17 protein-coding genes, 2 pseudogenes and 1 other annotated feature are annotated in these 24,020 nt (G+C 67.5%); of the genes and pseudogenes, 3 read left to right on the forward strand and 16 right to left on the reverse strand.

The genetic code is table 11. From position 1 onward, the window contains the following. Nucleotides 1-17: 17 nt before the first annotated feature. Genes DY157_RS09490 through DY157_RS09500 form a run of 3 tightly spaced genes read right to left on the reverse strand, consistent with a single transcriptional unit; the run spans nucleotide 18 to nucleotide 3,293 of the window. Entirely contained in the window at nucleotides 18-1,508 is a 1,491-nt protein-coding gene (locus DY157_RS09490; protein ID WP_115728377.1) for a CoA-transferase, read from the reverse strand. After that, entirely contained in the window at nucleotides 1,505-2,245 is a 741-nt protein-coding gene (gene fabG / locus DY157_RS09495) for a 3-oxoacyl-ACP reductase FabG (RefSeq protein WP_115728378.1), read from the reverse strand. Before fabG ends, DY157_RS09490 begins: the two co-directional genes overlap by 4 nt. Further along, nucleotides 2,238-3,293, reverse strand: coding sequence for a LacI family DNA-binding transcriptional regulator (locus DY157_RS09500; protein WP_160159521.1), 1,056 nt, complete (start codon nucleotides 3,291-3,293; stop codon nucleotides 2,238-2,240). The genes fabG and DY157_RS09500 overlap by 8 nt, the downstream gene beginning before the upstream one ends. Nucleotides 3,294-3,731: 438 nt before the next feature. On the opposite strand from DY157_RS09500, the gene DY157_RS09505 reads away from it, so the two are divergent. Beyond that, on the forward strand, nucleotides 3,732-5,075 hold the full coding sequence (locus tag DY157_RS09505) for an MFS transporter (RefSeq protein WP_115728380.1): 1,344 nt from the start codon (nucleotides 3,732-3,734) through the stop codon (nucleotides 5,073-5,075). Between the two features lie 178 nt (nucleotides 5,076-5,253). Next, entirely contained in the window at nucleotides 5,254-6,441 is a 1,188-nt protein-coding gene (locus DY157_RS09510) for a thiolase family protein (protein ID WP_115728381.1), read from the forward strand. A 129-nt stretch (nucleotides 6,442-6,570) separates the two neighbouring features. On the opposite strand, the gene DY157_RS11425 is transcribed toward DY157_RS09510, so the two are convergent. Beyond that, nucleotides 6,571-6,741, reverse strand: a complete 171-nt coding sequence (locus DY157_RS11425) for a hypothetical protein (protein WP_160159522.1) — start codon at nucleotides 6,739-6,741, stop codon at nucleotides 6,571-6,573. Between the two features lie 63 nt (nucleotides 6,742-6,804). Between DY157_RS11425 and DY157_RS09515 the strand changes: the two are divergent. Next, a pseudogene (locus tag DY157_RS09515) lies at nucleotides 6,805-8,093 on the forward strand (IS3 family transposase). After that, nucleotides 7,081-7,209 (forward strand) — a sequence feature (AL1L pseudoknot). (Overlaps the previous pseudogene by 129 nt.) Nucleotides 8,094-8,122: 29 nt before the next feature. Here the strand turns inward: DY157_RS09515 and DY157_RS09520 are convergent. The 12 genes and pseudogenes from DY157_RS09520 to DY157_RS09575 form a co-directional block, all read right to left on the reverse strand. Beyond that, nucleotides 8,123-9,040 (reverse strand): annotated as a pseudogene (locus DY157_RS09520) (transposase); the annotation flags it as partial. Nucleotides 9,041-9,402: 362 nt separating this feature from the next. Next, nucleotides 9,403-10,143 (reverse strand): response regulator transcription factor, encoded by a 741-nt coding sequence (locus tag DY157_RS09525; RefSeq protein WP_115728382.1) that lies wholly within the window; start codon nucleotides 10,141-10,143, stop codon nucleotides 9,403-9,405. After that, nucleotides 10,140-11,342: a sensor histidine kinase gene (locus DY157_RS09530; protein ID WP_115728383.1), complete on the reverse strand. Its 1,203-nt coding sequence runs from the start codon at nucleotides 11,340-11,342 to the stop codon at nucleotides 10,140-10,142. Before DY157_RS09530 ends, DY157_RS09525 begins: the two co-directional genes overlap by 4 nt. A 42-nt stretch (nucleotides 11,343-11,384) precedes the next feature. Continuing rightward, nucleotides 11,385-12,188, reverse strand: coding sequence for an ABC transporter permease (locus tag DY157_RS09535; RefSeq protein WP_115728384.1), 804 nt, complete (start codon nucleotides 12,186-12,188; stop codon nucleotides 11,385-11,387). A 61-nt stretch (nucleotides 12,189-12,249) separates the two neighbouring features. Beyond that, nucleotides 12,250-13,269 carry an ABC transporter ATP-binding protein gene (locus DY157_RS09540; RefSeq protein WP_115728385.1) on the reverse strand — a complete coding sequence of 340 codons (1,020 nt, stop codon included), beginning with the start codon at nucleotides 13,267-13,269 and terminating at the stop codon, nucleotides 12,250-12,252. Nucleotides 13,270-13,540: 271 nt separating this feature from the next. Further along, entirely contained in the window at nucleotides 13,541-14,365 is an 825-nt protein-coding gene (locus tag DY157_RS09545; protein WP_268876500.1) for a HipA domain-containing protein, read from the reverse strand. A 114-nt stretch (nucleotides 14,366-14,479) separates the two neighbouring features. After that, nucleotides 14,480-14,779 carry a helix-turn-helix domain-containing protein gene (locus DY157_RS09550; protein WP_218938084.1) on the reverse strand — a complete coding sequence of 100 codons (300 nt, stop codon included), beginning with the start codon at nucleotides 14,777-14,779 and terminating at the stop codon, nucleotides 14,480-14,482. A 192-nt stretch (nucleotides 14,780-14,971) separates the two neighbouring features. Beyond that, nucleotides 14,972-17,926 (reverse strand): glycoside hydrolase family 3 N-terminal domain-containing protein, encoded by a 2,955-nt coding sequence (locus tag DY157_RS09555; protein ID WP_218938085.1) that lies wholly within the window; start codon nucleotides 17,924-17,926, stop codon nucleotides 14,972-14,974. 182 nt (nucleotides 17,927-18,108) lie between these two features. After that, nucleotides 18,109-20,037, reverse strand: coding sequence for a dipeptide ABC transporter ATP-binding protein (locus DY157_RS09560; protein ID WP_407923475.1), 1,929 nt, complete (start codon nucleotides 20,035-20,037; stop codon nucleotides 18,109-18,111). A gap of 20 nt (nucleotides 20,038-20,057) precedes the next feature. Next, nucleotides 20,058-21,026, reverse strand: coding sequence for an ABC transporter permease (locus DY157_RS09565; RefSeq protein WP_115728388.1), 969 nt, complete (start codon nucleotides 21,024-21,026; stop codon nucleotides 20,058-20,060). After that, nucleotides 21,019-21,945 carry an ABC transporter permease gene (locus tag DY157_RS09570; RefSeq protein ID WP_115728389.1) on the reverse strand — a complete coding sequence of 309 codons (927 nt, stop codon included), beginning with the start codon at nucleotides 21,943-21,945 and terminating at the stop codon, nucleotides 21,019-21,021. Before DY157_RS09570 ends, DY157_RS09565 begins: the two co-directional genes overlap by 8 nt. Before the next feature lie 270 nt (nucleotides 21,946-22,215). Beyond that, on the reverse strand, nucleotides 22,216-23,838 hold the full coding sequence (locus DY157_RS09575; RefSeq protein ID WP_115728390.1) for a peptide ABC transporter substrate-binding protein: 1,623 nt from the start codon (nucleotides 23,836-23,838) through the stop codon (nucleotides 22,216-22,218). Nucleotides 23,839-24,020: the final 182 nt, after the last annotated feature.

Genomic DNA, 24,020 nt, shown 5'->3' on the forward strand with positions numbered 1-24,020 from the left:
CAGGGCCACAGCGACTCTCACCGGTGGTCGGTCCCGGTCCGTGGATGCCCGGAAGTGAGGGCGAACCGGATCGCCCCGAGCGCCTCCTGGCCTTCCCGGGTCTCATCGACATCGAGCAGCTGCCATCCCTGTTCCGTGAACTGCAACAGGTAGTGCTCACTGGCGACATAGACCTCCTGGCCCTTGTCGAAGGCCTGCTGGGAGGAGAAGCTCACCTGGTCGACGGTGTCGACGAACTTGGGGAACTTCCCCGCTGTCGAGATCAGGAAGCAAATCTTGCGGGCCCCGTCGACGATGTCCATGAAGCCGCCACAGCCGATGGCCTTTCCTCCCAGCAACGACACATTGACGTCGCCCACCGGGTCGCACTGCCCCGCCCCCATGAAGGTGATGTCGACCCCGCCTCCGTTGTAGAAGTCCATCTGCTGGGGGTGTCCGATGATCGCCTGGGGATGGATGCAGCATCCGAAGTCGACGATCCCCAGGGGGATGCCGCCATAGGTGCCGGACTCCACGGTCAGGTGAACCTTTTCCAGGAGACCGGCACGCGTGAGCGCGCGTCCGATCGTGTCGGCGGGGATGCCGGTCCCGACATTGATGACGTCGCCGGGCGACACCAACTGCACCCCGCGCTGTCCGATCACCACCCGCTGCTCGGCCATGGCCTGGGCCTCGAAGGCGCGGCCGACCGACTCGGGCGCGACGTAGCCGGAGACCAGGTCGTCATCGTAGGTCGGGAAGGAATGGGACTGCCGGTGATAGGTCTCCGGGTCCGAGCAGACGACGACGTCGTCGATGAGGACAGCAGGGACGGTCACGTCGCGCGCGCGGATCTGACCCGGCTCCACGATCTCCTTGACCTGGGCGATGACGCGCCCACCGCAGTTGTGCACGGCTTGGGCAATGGCGAGCGCGTCGAGACCGGAGACCTCCTCCCGATGTGTCAGGTTCCCCAGGGTGTCGACGGCGGCACCGCGGATGATGCCGACGTCGAAGTGGATCGGTTTGTACCTGAGGTACTCTCGTCCGGCGATCGTCATGACCTCCACGTACTCGTCGGGAGGGATCGCCGCGCGCGCGGAGGCGTTCATCCGACCGCCGTCCTGGCGTGGGTCGACGAACGTACCGAGCCCCACGGTCGAGAGTTGGCCCGGACGCCCTGCGGCCACAGTCCGGTACAGGGTGGAGATCTGTCCCTGCGGGAGGCACACACACTGGGCGAGGTCGTCACCCAGGAGTCGCGCCATGGGAGGGTTGAGCCCCCAGTGGGAACCGATGACACGCCTCACGAGGCCCTGGTGGGCCATGCGCGCCAGGCCCGCGACCCGGTCGGACTGGCCCGCCGCGTGCACCCAGGTCAGGTCCCGGGGCCGGCCGGCCGCAAGGAAGGAGGACTCAATGGCGCTGAAGACCTCGTCGGCCACGCCCATCATCGTCATCCCGTCGGAGACGACTGTGGCCCCATCCGGCACCAGGCCGGGAATGTCCGCAATCTCGACGACCCTCACAGCTGGTAGCCCCCGCCGATCGCGATGACCTGACCGGTGACGTACGACGCGTCGTCACTCGCGAGGAACGCGATGACCTTGGCGACGTCATCCGGTTGCCCGACACGTTGCATCGGGATCTTGGCGAGTTGCGCATCGAAGAGATTCTCGGGCATGCCTCGCGTCATGTCGGTCTCGATGAACCCCGGGCACACGGCATTGGCGTTGATCTGGTAGCGGGCCAGTTCCTTCGCGATCGACCGTGTCAAGCCCACGACGCCGGCCTTGGCGGCCGCGTAGTTGGTCTGGCCGATGTTGCCCTCCCACGAGGCCGAGGAGACGTTGACGATGTGGCCGGTGCGCGCCTGCCGCATCCGGATCGCGACGGCGCGGCACGTGTAGAACACGGCGCTCAGGTCCACTGCGATGACGGCGTCCCATTGGTCGTCGGCCATCTTGTGCAGCATGGCGTCCCGGTTGATGCCGGCGTTGTTCACGAGGATGTCGATGCCTCCGAACTCGGTGGCGACCTGCTCCACCGCGGCGTCGACCGCCTCTCTGTCGGAGACATCCAACTGGATGCCGATGCTGTCGTTGCCGGCCTCCTCGGCAACCCCGCGCGCCTGGTCGCCGTTGACGTCCGCGACTGCGACGCGGGCGCCGCGTGCCGCCAGCTCGAGCGCGATGGCCCGGCCGATGCCTCGCCCCGCTCCGGTGACGATCGCCGTCCTGCCGGTCAGACCTCGGGTGTCATTCATTGGTTCTTCCTTTCTGGTGACGTCCACAACTTGTCCCGACGTGGAGCTGGTGTGTGCAGGTGATCGCCTGGGGCGCACCGCCACCACCCCCTTGTCGAAGTGAGAGGAGACGCAGTGCATTGACCGCCATCTCCTGGCGGGGCTGGACGATCGTGGTGAGGTCCAGCATCGGGCTGCGTGCGGCACTGAGGCCGTCAAAACCGGTGACTGCGACGTCCTCGGGCACACGCACACCGCGGGAGGCGAGTGTCGAGATCACTCCGAAGGCAATCGCATCGGTGCCGCACACGATGGCATCGGGCAGGTCACCGAGGTCCAGGAGGTACTCCGTGGCACGCGCACCGTTGTCCTCGTTGAGCCCGCCGGAGATGATCCACTCGTGTCGGGGTTGGACACCACCGGACCGCATCTGTGCGAGGAACCCTGCGAGGCGCTGACGGGAAGCCGTGGAGGACCTCCGCCCGGCAATGATGGCTATGCGGTCGTGTCCGTCCGCCAGGACGTGGGCCATGATGTCCCTCCCGGCGGCATAGTCGTTGATGCCGACGAAGTCTGCCTCCATGTTCGCGAGCCTCCGGGACACGAGCACGAACGGGATCCCCGCTGCCCGGAGGGGGCGGCAGACTGCAGCATTGTCCGCATCGAGCGAGGTGATGATGACCCCGTCGACATTGTGGTGGATGAGCGCCTTCACCGCGCCCTCGGCGGACTCAGGATGGTCCCGCACGCTGGTGAGGAAGACCTCGATGCCCCTCGCCCGACCGACATCCGTGACCGACGTGGCGAGCTCCGCGTAGAACGGGTTCGAGATGTCGGCCAGGATCAGGCCGAACACGAGAGTCCCCTGTCTCTCCTGCGCGTCCACCGCGACGGGGACGCCCGCAGCCCGTGCCTCGTCGAGGATCCTGCGACGCAGGTTCTCCGACACCCCGGGCCGTCCGTTGAGTGCATATGACACCGCAGCCGAGCTCACGCCCAGCCTGCGCGCCAGGGAGGCAGCAGAGACCGGGGCTCTCTCCTCCGGTCGGGACAACACGATCTGGTCCATCAGCACGCTCCACTCGTCGTCGAGTCACGAATCCATCGCTGACTGGAAGGATTCTGGACTGCTGGGTGTGTACTTAAGCAACGTTAAGTGCGACGGGCACAGGGCGGAACCACTCTGCTCACGGATCTCGAGACGCCAGCCTCGGGTCGGCGCTCCCCCACGGCAAGCACCGCCGCGTGCTCGCGGAATGGTCCCCCGGGTCGCGCCGAGGAGCTTCGAACTTAGCGTTGCTTAAGGACTGGCCGGTGGACTGACAATCGGACGGTTCCGGAGAGGCTCACGACTCAAGGACGAGCGACCAGTGCCTCTGCCTCTCGGCAGGGTCATCGACACGCAGGGCTGAGCGGGACTGGAACCAGACTGAAGACGACCACTCGACAACAAGGACCGTTGGTGTGAGGCCGTCGACCACCTAGTTCATCATGGGAGGAAACATCAATGTCCACCGTCACGAACGACCTGAGATCGAGCCCTGAGGCGGACCAGGTGCTCGACAGGGTCAACAGCCGGAACTTCCGGAAGCTCATGCCGCTCCTGGTTGGGGTCTACGTCATCGCCTTCATCGACCGGACCAACATCGGAATGGCGAAGGAAGCACTCGAAGCCGACATTGGTCTGTCCGCAGCGGCCTATGGCCTGGGTGCGGGCCTGTTCTTCGCCTTCTACGCCATCCTCGAGATTCCGTCCAACCTGTTGATGCACCGCTTCGGGGCACGCTTCTGGATCGCCCGGATCATGATCACCTGGGGTGTCATCTCCATGGCCATGGCACTCGTCCAAAACGAGTGGAGCTTCTACCTCATCCGAGTACTCCTGGGCGCATCGGAAGCCGGTCTGTACCCGGGGATCATCTACTTCATCTCGTTCTGGTTCCCCAGGAAGACGCGGGCGAAGGCCATCGGCATCTTCCTCCTGGGGGTGTCGCTGGCGAACATCATCGGGGCCCCACTCGGAGGCCTCCTTCTGCAAATGCACGGTTTGCTCGGTCTGACCGGCTGGCAGTGGATGTTCCTCCTCGAGGGCGCCCCCGCCGTTCTCCTCGCATTCGTGGTGTGGAACTACCTCCCTGACCGCCCCGAAGAAGCGAAATGGCTCTCGGCGGACGAGAAGCAGGCACTGCGTACGCAGCTCGAACTCGAGGACGACGGAACCGACTCGGAGAAGTCCAGCCTCCATGCGCTGATGCTCGTGGTCAAGGATCCGGTCCTGTGGCTCATCATCGCGGTCTACTTCACGCACCAGATCGCCGTGTACTCGTTGAGCTACTTCCTGCCGTCGATGATCCGTTCCTTCAGCCCTGGAATGGGATCCATCCAGGTGGGCCTCATCACCGCCATCCCCTGGATCGCTGCCGCCATCGGATCCGTCCTGCTCCCCCGGCATGCGACGACACTGTTCAAGCAGAGGGCAATGGTCAGCGGGGGCCTCGTCGCAGTGGCCGCCGGACTCACGATCGCTGCGATCTCATCATCACTGACCAGCGCCCTGATCGGCTTCGCGCTCGCGGCCTTCTGGTTCTTCATCATCCAGTCGGTCCTGTTCACCTTCCCTGCAGCTCGGTTCACGGGTGCGGCAGCCGCAGCCGCGATCGCGCTGACGAACACTGTCGGCCTCCTGGGCGGGTTCACCGGCCCCACGGTGATGGGACGTCTGGAGACATCGACAGGGAACTCCCTGGCCGGTCTCTGGTTCATCGTCGCACTTGCCGTCGTCGGTGGACTCCTGGCCTGGGGCGTCAAGGGACGTACTCAACCGGAGGTGGTCGAGGACACCACTCGGTGACACTCAGAGCATGCCCTGTCGGGCGAGACGTGGACCGGGTGCCCTGCGTGGGCACCCCTGGAGAGCAGCTTCTTCTCTCCCGCCGTGTGGCCTGTGCCGTCACCCGGTCCACTGTGAGCCGCACAGGGCACTGTGTCGGGAATGCACTGGTAACGGAATCAACGGATGTGAGGACAGCATGGATGAAGTCGTGATCGTCAGCGGGGTGCGCCTTCCGGTCGCCTCGTTCGGCGGCTCGTTGAAGGGTCTCTCGGCCATCGACATGGGTGCGATGGTGGTGCGCGAGGCGGTGGCACGGGCCGGGATCCCGGGTGAGGATGTCGACGAACTGATCGTCGGTCAGGTCGGCCAGATTGCCCAGGACGGATTCATCGCACGGGCGATTGGCATCTCGGCGGGACTGCCACTCGGCACCACCGCATACTCGGTGAACCGCCAGTGCGGATCCGGCCTCCAGGCCATTGCCGACGCGATGCTGGAGATCTGGACCGGCACCGCCGATGTGGTGGTCGCAGCGGGGGTGGAGAGTCTCTCCGGGCTCCCCTACTACGTCAAGGACGCACGTTGGGGGACCAAGATGGGCCACCGGGTTCTCGAGGACGGGGTCATCGACATCCTGACATGGCCACTCACCAATGAGCACAACGGAGTAAGCGCAGAGAATGTCGCCTCTCGCTACGGCGTCTCCCGCGAGGAACAGGACCAGTTCGCACTCGAGAGCCACCTCAGGGCATCGGCCGCGATCGCGGAAGGGAAGTTCGTCGATGAGATCCTCCCTGTCGAGCTGAAGGACCGAAAAGGCAATGTGACCGTCTTCGACACGGACGAGGGACCCCGTCCGGGACAAACGCTGGAAGCCCTTGCGCGTCTGCGACCTGCCTTCGTCCAGGGAGGGACTGTCACGGCCGGCAACTCCTCCAGCCTCAACGATGGCGCCGCTGCCGTCGTCGTGATGTCCCGCGCGAAGGCCGAGGAACTGGGGGTGATCCCGAAGCTGCGGGTGGAAGGTTTCTCGGTGGAAGGGTTCGAACCGGAGTACATGGGATACGCCCCGAAGCTCTCCTCAGAGGCCTTGGCCAAGAAACTGGGCGTCAACCTCACGGACATCGACATGTTCGAGATCAATGAGGCATTCGCCAGTCAGGCTGTCGCTGTCCGACGAGACCTCGGCCTTGACCCCAAGCGGGTGAACATCTACGGGGGCGGTATCTCCATCGGTCACCCCATCGGAGCAACAGGTGTCGTTCTCACCGTCAAGGTGCTGTACGAGCTGGCGAGGTCCGGAAAGCGTGATTCGATGGTCAGCATGTGCATCGGGGGTGGGCAGGGCATTTCCATGTACTTCACGAACCCTGCGGTCGGCTGACCCAACGGACCGTAGCGGGCCTGCAATGGATGGTCCGGCCTGATCAGGGTCGGCGAAGCCAGTGGGGGTGTCCAGCCGCCAGGCTGGGCACCCCCACAACTCCTCCTGCCACCACAAGGGGCTGCGCCCTCAGTTCACCGCTTCGCTCCCCAAGGTCTGCACCTCCGGGTGCTCCTCCAGGAACGCAGCGACGTCGTCCTCCCGCCAGGCCTTCATCAGCCCGTCCAGCAGGTCGTCGTTGAGCAGCACGATGGACTGCCCGTCGTCACTGGTGCCGGTCCCGTTGACGGGCGCAGTCATGAAGTTCACCCTGTTGCGCCCCGGGTTTGATGGAGGCAGTGATGACAGGAAGGATCACTGCGCATGGGACAGAGGAAGTACCCGCTGGAGCTTCGTGAGCGGGCGACGAGGATGACGCTGGAGGCGCTGGCCGACCCGGCCAGGGCTAAGGGGGGCGGTCAAGAGGATCGCCGACGAGCTGGGGGTCCATCCGGAGGCTTTGCGTACGTGGGTGCGGCAGGCCGAGGTGGACCAGGGCACCCGCCCCGGCACCACCACGGGGGAGGCCGAGAGGATCAAGGAGCTGGAGAAGGAGGTCCGCGAGCTTCGGCGGGCCAACGCGATCCTGAAGAGCGCCTCAGCTCTTTTCGCGGCGGAGCTCGACCGCCCATCCCGATGATCTGCCGCTACGTGGAGTCCAAGAAGGACGAGTTCGGGGTCGAGCCGATCTGCAAGACGCTGACTAGCGCCGGCATCACGATCGCCCCATCCACCGTCTACGCGGCCAGGACCCGCCCGCCCTCACCACGCGCCAGGCGCGACGAGGTCCTCAAGGACGAGATCCGTGCCGTGCATGTTGAGAACTACTCGGCGTTCGGGGCCCGCAAGATGCACGTCATGCTGAACCGGCCCGTGGTCGCTGAGCGCCACGGGCAGGGGCACGTGGCCCGCTGCACGATCGAGCGCCTCATGCGCTGCCTGGGGCTGCGGGGTATCCGGCGGGCCAAGGACGCCCCACACGACGCGCTCTGCGCCGCGTGAGCAGTGCCCCGCGGACCTCGTGGACCGCCACTTCTCGGCCTTGCGCCCCAATGAGCTGTGGGTCGCCGACATCACCTACGTCCGAACGTTCTCGGGGTGGGTGTGTCGCATTCGTCACCGACGTAAACTCGCGTCGGGTCGTGGGCTGGCAGACCTCCACCAGCCTTTACACCGACCTGTCGCTGGACGCCCTGAACATGGGCGTGTGGCAGCGCCGCAGGGACGGTGCCGACCTGGCCGGCCTCGTCCACCACTCGGATCGTGGGGTGCAGTACCGCTCCGTCCGCTACGGGCAGGCCCTTGAGGACTGCCAGGCGGTGGCCTCGGTGGGGTCCAAGGGCGACTCCTACGACAACGCTCTCGCCGAGGCGCTGAACTCGTTGTACAAGGCCGAGCTCATCCGCAACAAGGGCCCCTGGACGTCCATCGACGACGTCGAGGTCGCCACTGCCGAGTGGGTCCACTGGTACAACACCGTGCGACCTCACTCCGCGATCGGGATGCTCACCCCCGTCGAACATGAGCTCGCCTACCACGCCCGAACCGGGGCCGAGATCGAAGACCTCGATACCGCTGACCGGCCCCTTACCGAGACCACCACAACCAGATAAACGAGCCTCCACAAAACCCAGGGCTTGACAGGGTTCTTCCACAGCGCGTAGCGTGAGTTCTTCAACCTGCGGGCCGTGTCACTGGCGGGTCTGGTGGGTGCGTCTTTGCGAGGTCTGCCGACGTTGCGGCGCGGTTCGCTCCTGGCGGCTCTGCGGGCATCGTTCCATGCCTGCCGGCGCACCTCGTCGAGGGCGTCGGTGGCCCATTTGACAACGTGAAACGGATCGGCGCAGCGCACTGCGTCCGGGCACTTCTCGGCGACGACGTCGCCGATCCAGTCTGCCCCGTCCGCACTGACATGCGTGATCCGAGCGCACCTGCCCGCCCCGGACGCCTCCAGCTCGGCAAAGAAGGCTCGCAGCGTCCTCTTGTCCCGCCCGGGCTTGGCCCACACGAGTCGGCCGGTGTCGTGACAGACGACGACGGTGAGGTACTTGTGGCCCTTCTTGTAACTGATCTCATCGATCCCGATGCGGGTGAGCCCGGCGAACAGGTCGGTCTCGGCGGCGGTGTCGTCCCACACGCGGGCAACGATCGCTCCGACCGTGCGCCACGCGATGCGCATCAACTCCCTCACGGCGGACTTGGAGGTGACCGTCGCCAACCACGCGACCTGCTGATCGAAGAATTTGGTGTGCCCGGCACCATGACGCGCCCACGGCACCTGCGCGACGATCACCCCATGCTCAGTACACTTCACACGCGGCGCCTCCGCTTCCAGCCACACCGGGACAGGGCCCAGGTCCAGCGCACTCCACCGCCGCAGCCCCTCACCGAGGTCGTAACGGGCAGCACGTCTGCCGCACCTCCCGCACCGAGGCCTCAGCTTCCCCGACGCACGCACCGACGCGACCACGATGCCCTCGTCCGCGTCATACTCGACCTGCTCGACGACCGTGGTCTTCTCGACTCCCAGCAGCTGTCGCCATAGGGTGGTTTCCTGCACGCCGTTCTCCCTGTTTCGTTACTGACTCTCGACAAGCCAGGAACATAGACGAGAGAACGGCGTGCACCCGTCCAGACCCGCCCAACCACCCACAGATCAGTCACAAGAGCCANGTCGCCATAGGGTGGTTTCCTGCACGCCGTTCTCCCTGTTTCGTTACTGACTCTCGACAAGCCAGGAACATAGACGAGAGAACGGCGTGCACCCGTCCAGACCCGCCCAACCACCCACAGATCAGTCACAAGAGCCAAAGTTTGGAGTTGTGGAGGTGGATTTCCCGGCTGTACTTTCGATGTTTCCGGATCGTCGCTCGGACGAGTGACGCGATCGTCGCACTCCGCGGTCCAAGGAACCGCGCTCGTCTACAACCACCCGTTCTCGGTCGCGACGCGCACGGCCTCGGCCCGGGTGCGCGCGGAGGTCTTGAGCATCGCCGAGGACACGTGATTGCGCACCGTCCCCTGCGAGAGGTCGAGCGCGGCCGCGATGTCCGCGATCGTCCCGCCGTCGGCGACGGCGCGCAGGACGTCGACCTCCCGGTCGGTGAGCGGCGACGTCCCGCGCTCGAGCGTTTCGACCGCGAGCGTCGGATCGATGACCCGCAGACCCCGGGCGATCCGCCGGACCGCGTCGGCGAGCTGTTCGGAGGGCGCGTCCTTGACGAGGAACCCGGACGCGCCCGCGTCGAGCGAGCGCTGGACGTAACCGGGCCGCCCGAAGGTCGTGAGCATGAGAACGCGAACGCCCGGATGGCGGGAGTGGATCGCCGCGCAGGTCGTGAGCCCGTCCATGCGGGGCATCTCGACGTCGAGGAGGACGACGTCGACGGTGCGTGCGGCGGGCGCCGGTGCGCCGACCCGGGCGGCGGAGGATGCCCGAGTCGACTCGGCGTCCCCCGCGTTCCCCCCGTTGGGGCGCCCCGCCCCGGCCTCGTCGATCGGAGAAGGAGTGCCGCCCGCCAGCGCGTCGAGTGCCGCGAGGGCCTCCGCGCCGTCGCCCGCCTGGCCGACGACCTCGATGTCGGGCTCGAGCGAGAGGAGGGTCGCGAGGGCGCCGCGGACCATCGTCTGGTCGTCGACGACGAGGACGCGGATCGGGCTCATCGCGCGCCTCCGTTCCGACCGACCTGGTCGAGGCGCAGGTCGAGTGTCCACACGTCGCCCTCGAGGCACCAGGAGAGACGCCCGCGATCCCCGACCCGTTCGCGCAGGCCCTCCAGACCGTTGCCCCCGCCGGGGGCTCCAGCCGGGCCGTAGTGGCGCAGGCGCGAGAGCGGACGCGGCTTCGCGCCGTCGTTGACGACGGAGACGCCGTCGCCGCGCAGCGTCACCGTGACGACGGAGGGGGAGGCGTGTCGGTACGCGTTCGTGCAGCCCTCGCGGATCGCGTGCGCGACGAGGGTCGAGGGGGTCCCTGGCGCGGGCTCTCCCTCGCGAACGACGTCGAGGCGGATGCCCGCGGCCGTGAGGATCGCGCGGGCGGCGTCGATCTCGGTGGCGGGGAGGAGCGTGCGGTTCGCGCTCACCACCCCGCGCACATCGGCGAGGGCGGAGCGGGACATCTCCTGGAGGTCGTCGATCTGGGCGCGGGCGTCCTCGAGGCGCCCGGCGTCGAGGAGTCGCCCGGCGAGGTCGGCCTTCACTGTGATGCCGGTGAGCGTCTGGCCGAGGATGTCGTGGAGGTCGGCGCTGATCCGGGTGCGCTCGCGCTCGGCGGAGAGGGCGAGGTTCTGCTCGGCCTCGATGTCCTTGCGCCGGCCGTGGTCCATCGAGAGTCGCGCGAGGACGCAGACCGTCGTCGTGACGCCGATGATGAGGAGAGGGAAGAGACCCTCGGCGGGATGGAGGAGGGTCTCGACGGCGGCGAGCGTGAAGACGAGGCCGAGCCCGGGGAGCATCCAGCGCGGAGGACTGAGGATCGCGATGGGCGAGACGACGTAGCAGAGCATGAAGACCATGCCCGTGGAACCGGTCGGCATGACGGTCGCGGCCATTGCGATCTGGAGGGCCGCGAGGAGCCCGATCATGATGAGGAAACGCCGTCCCCTCGTCGCGTCAGTGGGCGCGGGATCGAGGATCAGCCACGTCGCGATGTAGACGGCGCCGAGGGCGAGCGATTCGGCGAGCGAGAGGGCGGCGACCGGGTCGGAGATGCCGGCCTTCACCACGGCGAGGATCGGGTAGGCGAGGAAGATGAGGAAGGGGAGCGCCCATAGGAGCGAGATCAGTCGGTCGCGAGGCGCGAGCGCGCGCCCTCCGACGCGCGCCGGGGCGCCGTCGCCCATCCCTTCGCCGACGCGCATTCGCCCTCCTCCGTCCGAATGAGACCCTACCCGAGAGGCCGCTCAGCGGCCGGTGTCCCGACGCTGCGCGCGCACGGCGACCGCGCCGAAGAGAAGCGTCCAGGCGAGGAGCCCGACGACCCACGACGCCGAGAAGCCCTCCCAGCCGTAGAGCGGAGCGAGGACGATCCGCGATGATCCGTAGAACGGCGTCCACGGGGCGATCCGCGCCCAGAAGTCCCCCATCTGCTCGAGCGGGATGAACATACCCGCGGCGAAGGAGCCGAGGACCGTGATCGCGCTCGTGAGTGCGAAGGCGCCGTCGCTGCGGACGGCGAAGGCGCACGCGAGCCCGAGGGCGATGGGGAGGATCGAGACGACGACCATGAGGAGGTAGGACTCGATCCAGGCGGAGGCCTCCATGCGGGCGCCCGTCAAGGCGCCCGCCGCGTAGACGATCCCGGTGACGACGATCGTGATGAGGAGGGAGGCGGCGATTCGCGCGAGGATGCCCGCGAGCGGGGACATCGGAGTGAGCGCGTGGAGGCGGGAGATCCCGCTCGTCCGCTCGAGCGCGACGACGGACCCCATCGACGAGGCGGACATGATCGTCCCGTAGACGGCCATGTTGACGAGGACGACGGCGGCGACGTTCGAATGGCCCGCCCATTCCTTCCCGTACTCCTGGCCCGCGCCGAAGATCAGGTACATGAAGATCGGCAGGCCGAGGGCGAATCCGAGGGAGTAGGGGTTCGTGAGGAGCTTGATGAACGCGTACCAGGCGCGCAGCCCGAAGCCCTTCCAGCCGCTGGAGGGGCGCCGCTCGTCGAGCGCGTCGGCGCGGGGAGCGGAGGTCGTGATGGTCATCGTCGTGTCCTTTCGGGGAAGTCGGGGCCCGTCGAGGGGAGGGGTTCGGGAAGGCGCAGGGTCACGCGGTGAGGCGCGCGAAGGTCTCCTCGAGGGAGGCCGAGGCGATCTCGAGGCCGTGCGCGCCCCGCAGGGCGAGGAGCGCGCGGGCGGCGGCGTCCGTGTCGGAGCCGACGAGCTCGAGGGCGGCGACGCCGGGGTCCGCGTCGACGGGGCTCCAGGAGATGCGGAAGTCCTCGGCGCCGGGGAGGGCGGCGAGGGCGCGGCGCGCGAGGTCGCGCGACGAGTCGGGCAGGAGGATCCGGAGTGTGCGCGTCGTGCTGGTCCGGCGCAACTCGTCGGTCGGCGCGTCGGCGACGACGCGACCGTCCTTGACGATGACCGTGCGCTCCGCGAACTCCTCGGCCTCGGCGAGGTAGTGGGTCGCGAAGAGGATCGTGCGGCCCGCCTCCGCCTGGACGCGCATGAGATCCCAGAATTCGCGTCGGGCGGTCGCGTCCATGCCGGCGGTCGGCTCGTCGAGGATGAGGAGGTGCGGATCGGGCAGGAGGGCGAGGGCGAGGCGTACGCGCTGCTGCTCGCCGCCGGAGAGCTTGGAGATCCTCCGCTTCGCGAGGCCCTCGAGATGCGTCTCGCTCATGATTCGATCGAGGGGGAGCGGGCGGTCATGGGAGGCCGCGAAGAGACGGAGCGCTTGAACGACCGTGTGATCTCCGGGAAGGGCCCCGGTCTGGAGGACGGCACCGACGAGGCTCCGGCGGATCGCGTCGCGCGGCGAGAATCCGAAGAGGCGGGCTTCGCCGCGATCGGGCCGTTGAAGGCCGAGGAGCATGTCGATGAGGGTCGTCTTACCGGCCCCGTTCTTCCCGAGGAGGGCGATGATCGTGCCGCGGGGGATCTCGAGGGAGATGCCGTCGACGGCGGCGACGCGTCCGAAGGTCTTGACGAGGTCGCGGGCGAGGACGGCGGGCGCGGGCGTCCCGGGAGCGGCAGATGCGGTCGTGGACGCACCGGGCGTGCCGGGAACGGCGGGAGTCGCGAAGGGTTCGCTCGCGGTGCGCAGCGGCGTTGTCGTGCTCATGGCCCCATCGTTCCGCCGGCGCCTCCGATCGAGGAGTGTCGGTCGGAGGGGTCCGCGCCATGACATTCGTCATGGCGGGGAGCGGCCCATTCGGCACCTCGCCAGGTGTAGTCCCGCAGAAACGCACACAGTTTCTCTGCGAGGGTGGAGGCCTATAGGCCCTGACCTGGGAGAACAGTTCGCGCTTCTGGCGCGACAGCGCCGATACGGCTGAAACTGTGTGCGCTATTGCGGGTTGAGCATGCGATCGCCCGTTCGCCGTCGGGTGCGTTCAGAGCGGGAAGCGGGGTTCGTCGCCGTCGAGCACGGTGTCGAAGTCGCACGCGGACTCGATGAATCGTCCGCATTGCGCCGCGAGCTCCTCGTCGAGTCCGAAGGCGCGGGGCGCCCGCTCCCAGGCGCCCCGCGCGATCTGAGCGACCGTTCCGGCGATCTGCGCGACCCTGTCCTTCTTCAGACCCCAGTCGAGGTCGAGAAGGTGCTCGAGAGATCGGTCGGGGTCTCCCGATTCGAGGGGTGTTCCCCGTTCCTCGTAGGGGAAGGGGACGACGTCGAAGAGCGGAGCCACGGTCCAGCCGTCCTTTCCCCCGAGGAATCCCATGTTGCGCGGATGATCGTCGACGCTGTGGACGCAGATCGACAGCGCCGCCGCGCCGACCACCGCCTCGACGCCGCGATCCCCGCTGAGGTAGCGCGCGGTCATCGCGGCGATGTCGTACGAGTACGGATCCATACCGGTGAGTTCTGACGCGGTGCGCATCGACTGGTAGCCGAGTCGTCCAGAGGCCGTGCGATCGAAACGGCGCACGAGAAGGATGGCACGATCCGGCGTGAGCCTGCGCAGCTCCCGATCTGGAACGAGGAGGCCCGCATCCGCGGCGACTGCGAGTGCGACCGCCTCGCAGGACTCGACGTCGTAGAGGTCGCGCTCCGAGGGGAACTTCGCCAGCACGAGGGCGCCGTCGTCCTCCACGAGGGTCGCCTTGGGGCGGGCACCGCCCTGGCTGCTCGAGCCTGCGTAGATCTGCCGGGCGGCGCGATCGGTCCTGCGACGAGGGGGAGTCCCTCCCCGATACTGAAACCGCGCTCGAACCACGCCGAGTCGTAGGTGAACTCCTGCGTATGCGCCGACCCCCGCGTTCGCAGCTCGCCGACGTATCGGGTGCTTCCGTCGGGGAAGGTCCAATGGATGCTCAACGAGTCCGTCATGTCAGGCCCGCTTTCCCCTGTTCATGCGGTCGAGGATGAGCGCCCTCCCTCTGGCTGATTCCATCGGGTCGATCGCTTCGGCGACGGCGCCATCGAGACCGAGGACCGTGAGGACGGCCATGACGTTCCCGAATGATGCGCGCTGCGGCTCGGTTTCGATGATGCGGAGCGTCGGCCGGGAGATTCCCGCTCTGTCCGCGACCTGCGTCGCCGATAGTCCCAGAGCGACCCTCCAGGATCGGATCGACGGGCCGATCGAGGTCATGAGTCGCGCCGAGCGCGGATGAATGCTCTTCGGCACGGTTCCTCCTCTAGGTGGAAAGTATTATTGCCAACTACGCACCTGATGACAAGAGTAATTTCCAGCAATCAGTCCCGGGGGTGATGAAGCGCCCCGCTTCCGCGAATGCGTCGGCGCCGCACGGAGGACTCCGTGCGGCGCCGACATCGACCGGGGGCTGCGCCCTCGTCGATGAGCGGGGGACTCAGCGGGTCACCACATCACCTTCCCGCCGAGGGGCGTGGTCTCCTTGACGGCGCGGTAGCGGCGGACGCGGCGGACGACCCGGTAGATCCCGAGCGCGGCGAGCGCGAGGAGGAGGGCCGTGACGCCGATGACCGTCCACTCCCACCAGGCGCGGTGGTAGTCGAGCGAGTCCTTCGGGCCGATGCCGTCCATCGCGTTGGAATTGACGACCGTGTAGAGGATGTTGTGGGCGGCCTCGCGCATGTTCGTCAAGGCGGCGGCCGAGGACGGGTCCTGCATGCGCTTCATCATCGTCCAGGCGAGCTGGAGGTCGGTGCCTCCGGCGACGCCCCAGTCGGGCACCATGTACTGCTCGACGGACGCCATGTCGGTGACGACCATGCCGCGGAAGCCCCACTGATCGCGCAGGAGGTCCTTGAGGAGCGCCGAGTCGCCGCCGGCCCACGTGAGCCCGATGCGGTTGAAGGAGCTCATGATCGCGGTCGCGCCGACATCGGTCGTCTTCGTCTCGCCGTCCGCGGTGAGGTAGCGGACGGGCGCGGTGGCCTCCTTGACGACGATCTCGAAGGACTTGAGGTAGACCTCGCGAATCGTCTGCTCGTCGGCCCAGGTCGCGACGCCGTTCGCGTCGCGGTTGGTCTCCTGGTCGTTGAGCGCGAAGTGCTTCGTGTACGAGTAGACGCCCTTGGAGGCCGCGCCGGAGACGACGCTCGCCGCCATCTTCCCGGCGAGCGCGCCGTCCTCGGAGAAGTACTCGAAGTTGCGGCCCGCGAAGGGGGAGCGGTGCGTGTTCACGGCGGGCGCGTACCAGCCGGAGATGCCGAGCTGGAGGGCCTCCTCGCCGATGGCGACGCCCATTTCGCGCGCGAGTTCGCGGTTCCACGTCTGGCCGATGATGTAGTTCGTCGGGAACGCGGAGCCGTGGACGGGCGAGATGAAGGAGGAGAACCCTGCGGGCCCGTCCATGTCGACGGTCCCGGGCTTGCCGAGGGAGGTGAGGCCGACGGTCTCGTAGGCGCCCTCGTTCGTCAGCTTGACGAGGTCGGAGGCGGTGAGCTGATCGAGGTAGGTCTCCCAGGCCGGGTCGTCCCACGCGAGTCCGCGCAGCGCGATGAGCTGGAGGCCGTTGTCGGCGCCGGTCGTGGGCATCGTCGCGTCGGACTTCTCGTTGACGGCCTTCGCGTCGTAGAGGGCGAGGGCCTTGAGCGCGGCGTCGGTCGCGGTGAAGTCGTCCCCGGCGGGAGCCGTGGGGAAGGTTCCGGCGAAGTCGGCGCGCGACATGAGGGACTTCGTCGGGCCGGCGGCCTCGGCGGCCTCGGGGTTGAGGGACTCGTTGCCCGCGAAGGCGGCCGACACGTCGTCGAAGGCGTTCGTCGCGACGCCCGCGTCAGTCGAGCGCGGGGTCGAGTCGTAGGTCGTCGTCTCGGCGACCTCGTAGTCGATCGGCTCGGTGCCCGCCTTGACGGTGTGCGAGTCGGTGCGCAGGGTGATCGCGTAGGAGCCCTTCTCGAGGATGTAGGTCTTCGCGTCCCGGTAGTCGTAGGAGGCCATCTGATCGACGGGGATCGAGAGCTCGACCTCCTCGGAGGCGCCCGGCTGGAGGAGCCCGGTCTTCGCGAAATCGGCGAGGACGACTGACGGCTTCTCGATGCCGCCCTTCGTGTACGGAGCGGAGTAGTACATCTCGACGACGTCCTTGCCGGCGACGGACCCGGTGTTCGTCACCTCGACGGTGAGGGAGATCGTGTCGCCGATCGGCCCGAGGGTCTGCTTCTTCACCGTCCAGTCGAAGGAGGTGTAGGAGAGGCCGTAGCCGAAGGGGTAGACGACCGCCTGGTCGTAGTCGATGAAGCCCTCCTCGGCGGCGGTCTCGTAGTACCGGTAGCCGGAGTAGAGGCCCTCCTCGTAGTCGACGAAGAAGCCCTCATCGGCGTTGGAGTACTGGAAGTTCCCGAAGTTGACGAAGGTCGGGTCTTTCGTGAAATCGGCGGCGAAGGTGTCGACGGTGCGGCCCGAGGGGTTGAGCTCGCCGTCGAGGAGCTTGCCGAGGGCGGCGAAGCCGGTGACGCCGGGGTTGCCGACCATCATGATCGCGTCGATGCCGGGGTCGTTCTCGAGGTCGCCGAGTTCGAGGGTCGTCGAGGCGTTGACGAGGACGACGACCTTGTCGGAGTGCTCCTTCGCGAGGGCGACCTGGTCGCGCTCGTCCTTGTTGAGCTCGAGGAGGTGCTGGCCGTCGACGTAGTTCGCGTCCCAGCCCTTCATGTCCTGCGTGAGGTCGCCGCCCTCGCCGCCGGTGCGGCCGATGACGACGATCGCGGCGTCGGAGTAGTCGTCCATCGAGGCGAGCGCCTTCTCGGAGTAGTCGGCGACGGGCATCTCGCCGACGTTGTAGACGGTGCCGGGGCCGCTCGGGAGGAAGGAGATGTTCGTGCGGCCGCCGTTCTCGGCGGGATTCGCCTTCGCGAAGGCGTCGAGTTCGGAGTAGACGGCGTCGTTCACCTCGTAGCCGGCGGATTCGAGCCCGTCGCGGATGGTGACGGCGTCGGTGGCGACGGCGTGGCCCGAGCCGGTGCCGCCGTAGAGCGGGTCGGCGGCGCCGCGGCCGTAGAGGGTGACCTTCCCGGTGGCGAGCGGCAGGGCCCCGTTGTTCTTGAGGAGGACCATGCCCTCTTCGGCGATGCGGCTCGTGACGTCGCCGGAGGCGGCCATCGCCTCGTCGATCGAGCCGTAGTCGGCGATGTTGTAGTCGCGGTCCCAGCTCTCGGTGCCCTCGGCCTGGTCTGCGGTCCAGGCGCCGGCTCCGACGGCGTTGATGATGAGGCCGCGCGCCATGCCGGCGGCGATGTTGAGGACGCCGGCCAGGGCGACGGCGAGGACGATGAACGGAACGGTGAGGGCGAGGTAGAGGCCGTTGCGCATGCGCTTCTTCGGCCGCTTCGCCTTCTTCTGTCGTGACACGGTGGACTCCTTCGTCAATGCGGGACGCCAAAACACTACAGAGTGCGGGATTCGCGGTGGAGTCCGCGCGCATGATCTGTCGCCGGAGCCGCATGATTTGTCGGTACACGACGGCGCCGCACGGAGGATTCCGTGCGGCGCCGACATCGACCGGGGGCTGCGCCCTCGTCGATGAGAGGGACTCAGAGGTTGAGCTGGATCTTGCGGCCGGGAACCGCCTCGATGAGTTCGCGCGTGTAGTCCTGGACCGGGTTCGCGAAGAGCGCGTCGGTCGTGTTCTGCTCGACGAGCTTGCCCTTCTCCATGACGACGACGTCGTCGGCGATCTGACGGACCACCGCGAGGTCGTGCGTGATGAAGAGGTAGGAGAGCCCGAGCTGGGCCTGCAGGTCGTTGAGCAGGTAGAGGATCTGATTCTGCACGAGGACGTCGAGGGCGGAGACCGCCTCGTCGAGGACGATGACCTCCGGGTTGAGCGCGAGGGCGCGCGCGACCGCGACGCGCTGGCGCTGACCGCCGGAGAGCTCGTTCGGGTAGCGGCGCATCGCAGAACGGGGGAGCGCCACCATGTCGAGGAGCTCGGAGACGCGCTTGACGCGCAGCGACTTCGGGTTGAACTCCTTGCGCTCGGCCGCCGACAGGGAGCGGCCCGCCTGCTTCGCCTCGACGAGGGCGGCGATCCACTCCTCGGGCTCGCGGCCCGTGGACTTCGCGCGCGCGTACTCCTGCTCCGCGTACTCCTGCGTGCCGTAGCCGTGGACGCGCAGCGGCTCCTCGATGACGCGGAAGATCGAGAACATCGGATCGAGCGACCCGTAGGGGTTCTGGAAGACCGCCTGGAGGCGACGACGCAGGGCGAAGAGCTCCTTGTCGCTCATCTCGGACGTGTCCTGGCCGTCGAAGAAGACCTTGCCGGACGTCGGGGAGAGGAGGTGGAGGACCATGTTCGCCGCGGTCGACTTGCCCGAACCGGACTCGCCGACGACCGCGAGGGTCGTGCCGCGGCGCAGCGCGAAGGACACGTCGTCGACGGCGAGGAGCTTCTTCGCCTCGCCCTTCGAACCGCGGATGTCGAACTCGCGGGTGAGGTGTTCGACTCGGATGATCTCCTCGGTCGCGGTCGAGCCCTTGCCGGCGCCCGTCAGCTCCTCGTCGGTGACCGCGATGCCGTGCGCGTGCGCGGACTCGATGCGCGCCGACGCGAGGGATGGGGCGGCCGAGACGAGGCGCTTCGTGTACGGGTGCTGCGGGTGCTGGAGGATCTCGAGGGCCGGGCCGGACTCGACGATGCGCCCGCGGTGCATGACGACGAGCTGCTCGGCGCGCTCGGCGGCGAGGCCGAGGTCGTGCGTGATGAAGAGGACGGCGGTCCCGAGGTCGCGCGTCAGCGTCCCGAGGTGATCGAGGATGCGGCGCTGGACCGTCACGTCGAGGGCCGAGGTCGGCTCGTCGGCGATGAGGAGCTTCGGGCGGGCCGCCATGCCGATCGCGATGAGGACGCGCTGGCGCATGCCGCCGGAGAACTCGTGGGGGAACTGCTTGGCGCGGCGCTCCGCGTCGGGCAGTCCGGCCTCCTCGAGGAGCTGGGCGACGCGGGTGCCGACCTCGGAGTTCGGGACGACGTTGTTGGCCTGGAGGGCCTCCTTCACCTGCGTGCCGATGCGGAGCACCGGGTTGAGGTTCGTCATCGGATCCTGCGGGACGAGGCCGATGCCGGAGCCGCGCAGACGCACCCACTCCTTCGTCGACAGGTGGGTGATGTCCTCGCCGTCGAACTCGATGGAGCCGCCGGTGACCTTGCCGGTGCCCGGGAGGAGCCCGATGACGGCGGCGGCGGTCGTCGACTTGCCGGAGCCGGACTCGCCGACGATCGCGACGGTCTGGCCGGGGTAGATCGTGAGGTTCGCGCCGCGCACGGCGGGCACGATGCCCGTCGAGGTCGTGAAGGTGACCTCGAGGTCGGTGATCTTCAGCAGCGGCTTGAGATCGTCGGGGTGGACGTCCTCGTCCGCGTTCTCGATCGACGAGGGCGCGGCGGCGTGCTTGGGAAGGGAGGCGTCCTCACCGAGGACGGTGCGGGTGACGGCCTCTTCGAGGGCGTCCTCGGACATGGGGGTCGGGTTCTGCTCAGTCACTTGCGGGCCTTCGGGTCGAGGGCGTCGCGCACCGCGTCGCCCATCATGATGAAGCTGAGGACGGTGAGGGCGAGCGCGAGCGCCGGGTAGAAGAGGACCATCGGGTTGGTGCGGAGGGACGCCTGCGCGGCGGAGATGTCCGCGCCCCACGAGACGACGGTCGGGGGGAGGCCGATGCCCATGAAGGACAGGGAGGCCTCGGAGACGATGAAGGTGCCGAGGGCGACGGTCGCGTAGACGATGATCGGCGCCATGGCGTTCGGGAGAATGTGGCTGAGAAGGATCCGGGCCTTGGAAGCGCCGGTCGCGCGGGCGGCGGTCACGAACTCCTCGTTCTTCGCGGTCATGACCGCGCCTCGCGTGATGCGGGCGATCTGGGTCCAGCCGAAGATCGAGAGGACGGTGATGACCATCCAGATGTTGCGGTGCTCCTTGAACATCTGCATGAAGACGATCGCGGCGAGGAGCAGCGGGATCGCGAAGAAGATATCGGTGATGCGCGAGAGGAGCGCGTCGAACCAGCCGCCGAAGTAGCCGGCGATCATGCCGATGAGGCCGCCGATGATGACGACGAGGATCGTCGTGAAGACGCCGACCGCGACGGAGGCGCGGGCGCCGAAGATCACGCGGGCGTAGATGTCGCAGCCCTGGCGGTTGAAGCCGAAGGGGTGGCCGTCGGTCGGTCCCTTGAGGGAGTTCTGGAGCTCGCAGAAGCGCGGGTCCTGGTGGGCGAAGAGGCCGGGGAAGAGGGCGATCGCGAGGGCGACGACGATGATCGCGGCGGCGATCCAGAAGATCGGGCGCTTGCGGAGGTTCTTCCAGGCCTCGCCCCACAGGGACGAGGGGGCGGAGTCGTCGGCGACGGCGTCGACGGCGCCGAGGCCGGTCTCGTCGATGTCGGAGACGTAGTGGCGCTGGCCGGCGCGGGTGCGCTCGATGTTGGCGGAGGGGATGAAATCACTCATAGCGGATCCTCGGGTCGAGCACGGCGTACAGGAGGTCGACGATGAGGTTCGCGACGATGTACACGAGCACCAGGACGGTGGTGACGGAGACGACGGTGGCGGGCTCGCCCTTGATGATGGCCTGCCAGAGGGTGCCGCCGACGCCGGAGATGTTGAAGATGCCCTCCGTGATGATCGCGCCGCCCATGAGGGCGCCGAGGTCGCCGCCGAGGAAGGTGGCGACGGGGATGAGGGAGTTGCGCAGGATGTGGCGGGTCATCACGCGGCCGTTGCTCAGGCCCTTGGCGCGGGCGGTGCGCACGTAGTCGGCGGAGACGTTCTCGGACACCGACTGGCGGGTGAGGCGGATGACGTAGGCCAATGAGACGCCGCCGAGGACGATGGCGGGCATCGTCAACGACTGGAGGTTGACGTGCGCGCCGACGGTCGTCGGGAAGATGCCCCACTTGACGCCGAGGAGGAACTGGAGGACGAAGCCGAGGACGAAGGTCGGCACCGAGATGAGGAGGAGGGAGAGGACGAGGATCGTCGAGTCGAAGATCCCGCCGCGGCGGACGCCGGCGATGACGCCGGCGATGATGCCGAGGATCGCCTCGATCGCGAGCGCGTAGAGCGCGAGGCGGATCGTGATGGGGAACGCGTGCGCCATCACCGCGGTGACCGGCTGCCCGGAGAAGGTCTTGCCGAAGTCGAGGGTGAAGACGCCCTTGAGGTAGAGCAGGTACTGCATCCAGAAGGGCTTGTCGAGGTTGTACCTCGCGGCGATTTCGGCGTAGGCGGCGTCGGAGAGGCCGCGGTCGCCTCCGAGGGCTGCGACGGGGTCACCCGGCATGAGGTACACCATCGCGAAGATCAGGAACGTCGCTCCGAAGAAGACCGGGATGGTCTGGAGGAGTCTCCGTCCGATGTAGCGAAGCATGGACAGTCCTTCGAGAAGTGGAACGGGGAGGGGATGCTTCCCGCTGTGTGAGGATACCGCCGGAGCCCGTGGACGCCGCCGGACTACTGGTTGCGCCAGTACACACTCTGGGCATCATAGGGTAAACACTCTGCAAACGGGAGATTTGCCTTGTGATCTGCGGATCGCCGGCGGCGTGAAGCGGGAATACGCGCCGGCGGCGGGTGGGGAGCCCCCACCCGCCGCCGGGTTGATGTCGGTCCGGGATCCGGTCGCCGGACCCCTTTCGGATCAGGCGTTCTTCGTGATGTCGGTGTAGAGCGCCACCGAGTTCCAGCCGAAGACGACGTTGTCGACGTTCTCGGACCAGCCGCCGACGACGTTCGAGTACCACAGCGGGATGACCGGGAGGTCGGTGAAGAGGATCTCCTGGACCTGGTCGAGGATCTTGTTCGACTCCTCGGTCGAGGTCGCCGAGGACGCCTTCTTGAGGAGGTCGTCGACCTTGGCGGACGAGTAGTCGGTGTCGTTCGAACCGGCGCCCGTGCCGTAGAGCGGCGCGAGGAAGTTGAACTTACCGGGGTAGTCGGCCTGCCAGCCGGTGCGGAACGCGCCCTTGATGCTGCGGTTCGTCACCTCGGTGCGGAGCGACTTGAAGTCCGGGTAGGGCGCGCCCTGCGCGTCGATGCCGAGCGTGTTCTTGATCGAGTTGGAGACCGCGTCGACCCACGCCTGGTGGCCGCCATCGGAGTTGTAGCCGATGGTGAAGGTGCCGGACCACGGCGAGATGGCGTCGGCCTGGGCCCACAGCTCCTTCGCCTTCTCCGGATCGTAGGAGAGGACCTCGGAGCCCTTGATCGAGTCGTTGTAGCCGTCGACGACCGGGGACGTGAAGTCCTTGGCCGGGGTGCGGGTGCCCGAGAAGATCGTGGAGGTGATGGTGTCGCGGTCGATCGCGTAGGAGATCGCCTCGCGGCGGAGCTTGCCCTCGTCGCCGGAGAAGTGCTCGAGGTTCTGCGGGATCGCGAAGGACTGGAAGATCGCGGCGGCCTGGTTGGCCGAGCGGTCGCCGAGGTCGGACTCGAAGGTCGCGAAGGCGGAGTCCGGGATCGCGTCGAGGACGTCGAGGTTGCCCGAGAGGAGGTCCTGGTAGGCCGCGTCCTGCGAGGCGTAGAAGATGATGTCGACGCCGCCGTTCTTCGGGACGTTGTCGCCCTTGTACTCCGGGTTCGGGATGAGGTGGATCTGGGCGTTGTGCTCCCAGCCGTTCTCCGCGACCATGTACGGGCCGTTGCCGATCGGCTTCTCGCCGCCGGTGGCCGGATCCGCGAGGGTCGAGTCGGGGAGCGGGAAGAACGCCGCGTAGCCGAGACGCTGCGAGAAGTCCGCGGTCGGCTCCTTCATCTTCACGGTGAAGGTGTAGTCGTCGACGGTGGTGAGGCCGGTGAGATCGCCCGCGCCCTCGTCGTCGGCGCCCTCGATCGGAGCGAAGAAGTACGAGGAGAGCATGGCCTCCTTGGCGCCCATCTTCCAGGCCTCGACGAAGTTCTTCGCCTTGACCTCGGTGCCGTCGGAGAACTTCTGGCCCTGCTTGAGCTTGATGGTCCAGAGGGTGGCGTCCTCGTTGGGCTCGATCGACTCGGCCATGTCCATGTGCGTGGCGCCCTTGGCGTCGTAGTACACGAGGCCCGCGAAGATGAGGTCGAGGATCTTGCCGCCGCCGGTCTCATTCGTGTTGGCCGGGATGAGTGGGTTCTGCGGCTCGGAGCCGTTGGTGGAGACGATGCCGGTCGACGACGCGTCGGACGAGCCGGATGCGGCGGAATCCGACGACGCGGAGCCGCCGGACGAGCAGGCGGCGAGGCCGAGCGCCATGACGGCGGGGACGGCCAGCCAGGTCCTCTTGAGGTTCATGAAGACTCCTCTGTATAGATGGGTCGGTCCCGCGGGTGACGCGGGATACAGGGGGGAGCCTAACCGGGTCGGCGCAGGACTTCCCTCCCAGACCACGACTCGAACGTTGCGTTTTGGTCACAAAGAGTAAAGAGCGCGCAAAAGACAGTTGGTCGGAGCCCCTGAGATCCGGTCGGAATAGC

Source organism: Actinomyces culturomici (assembly GCF_900499005.1).
Taxonomy (GTDB): Bacteria; Actinomycetota; Actinomycetes; order Actinomycetales; family Actinomycetaceae; genus Pauljensenia; species Pauljensenia culturomici.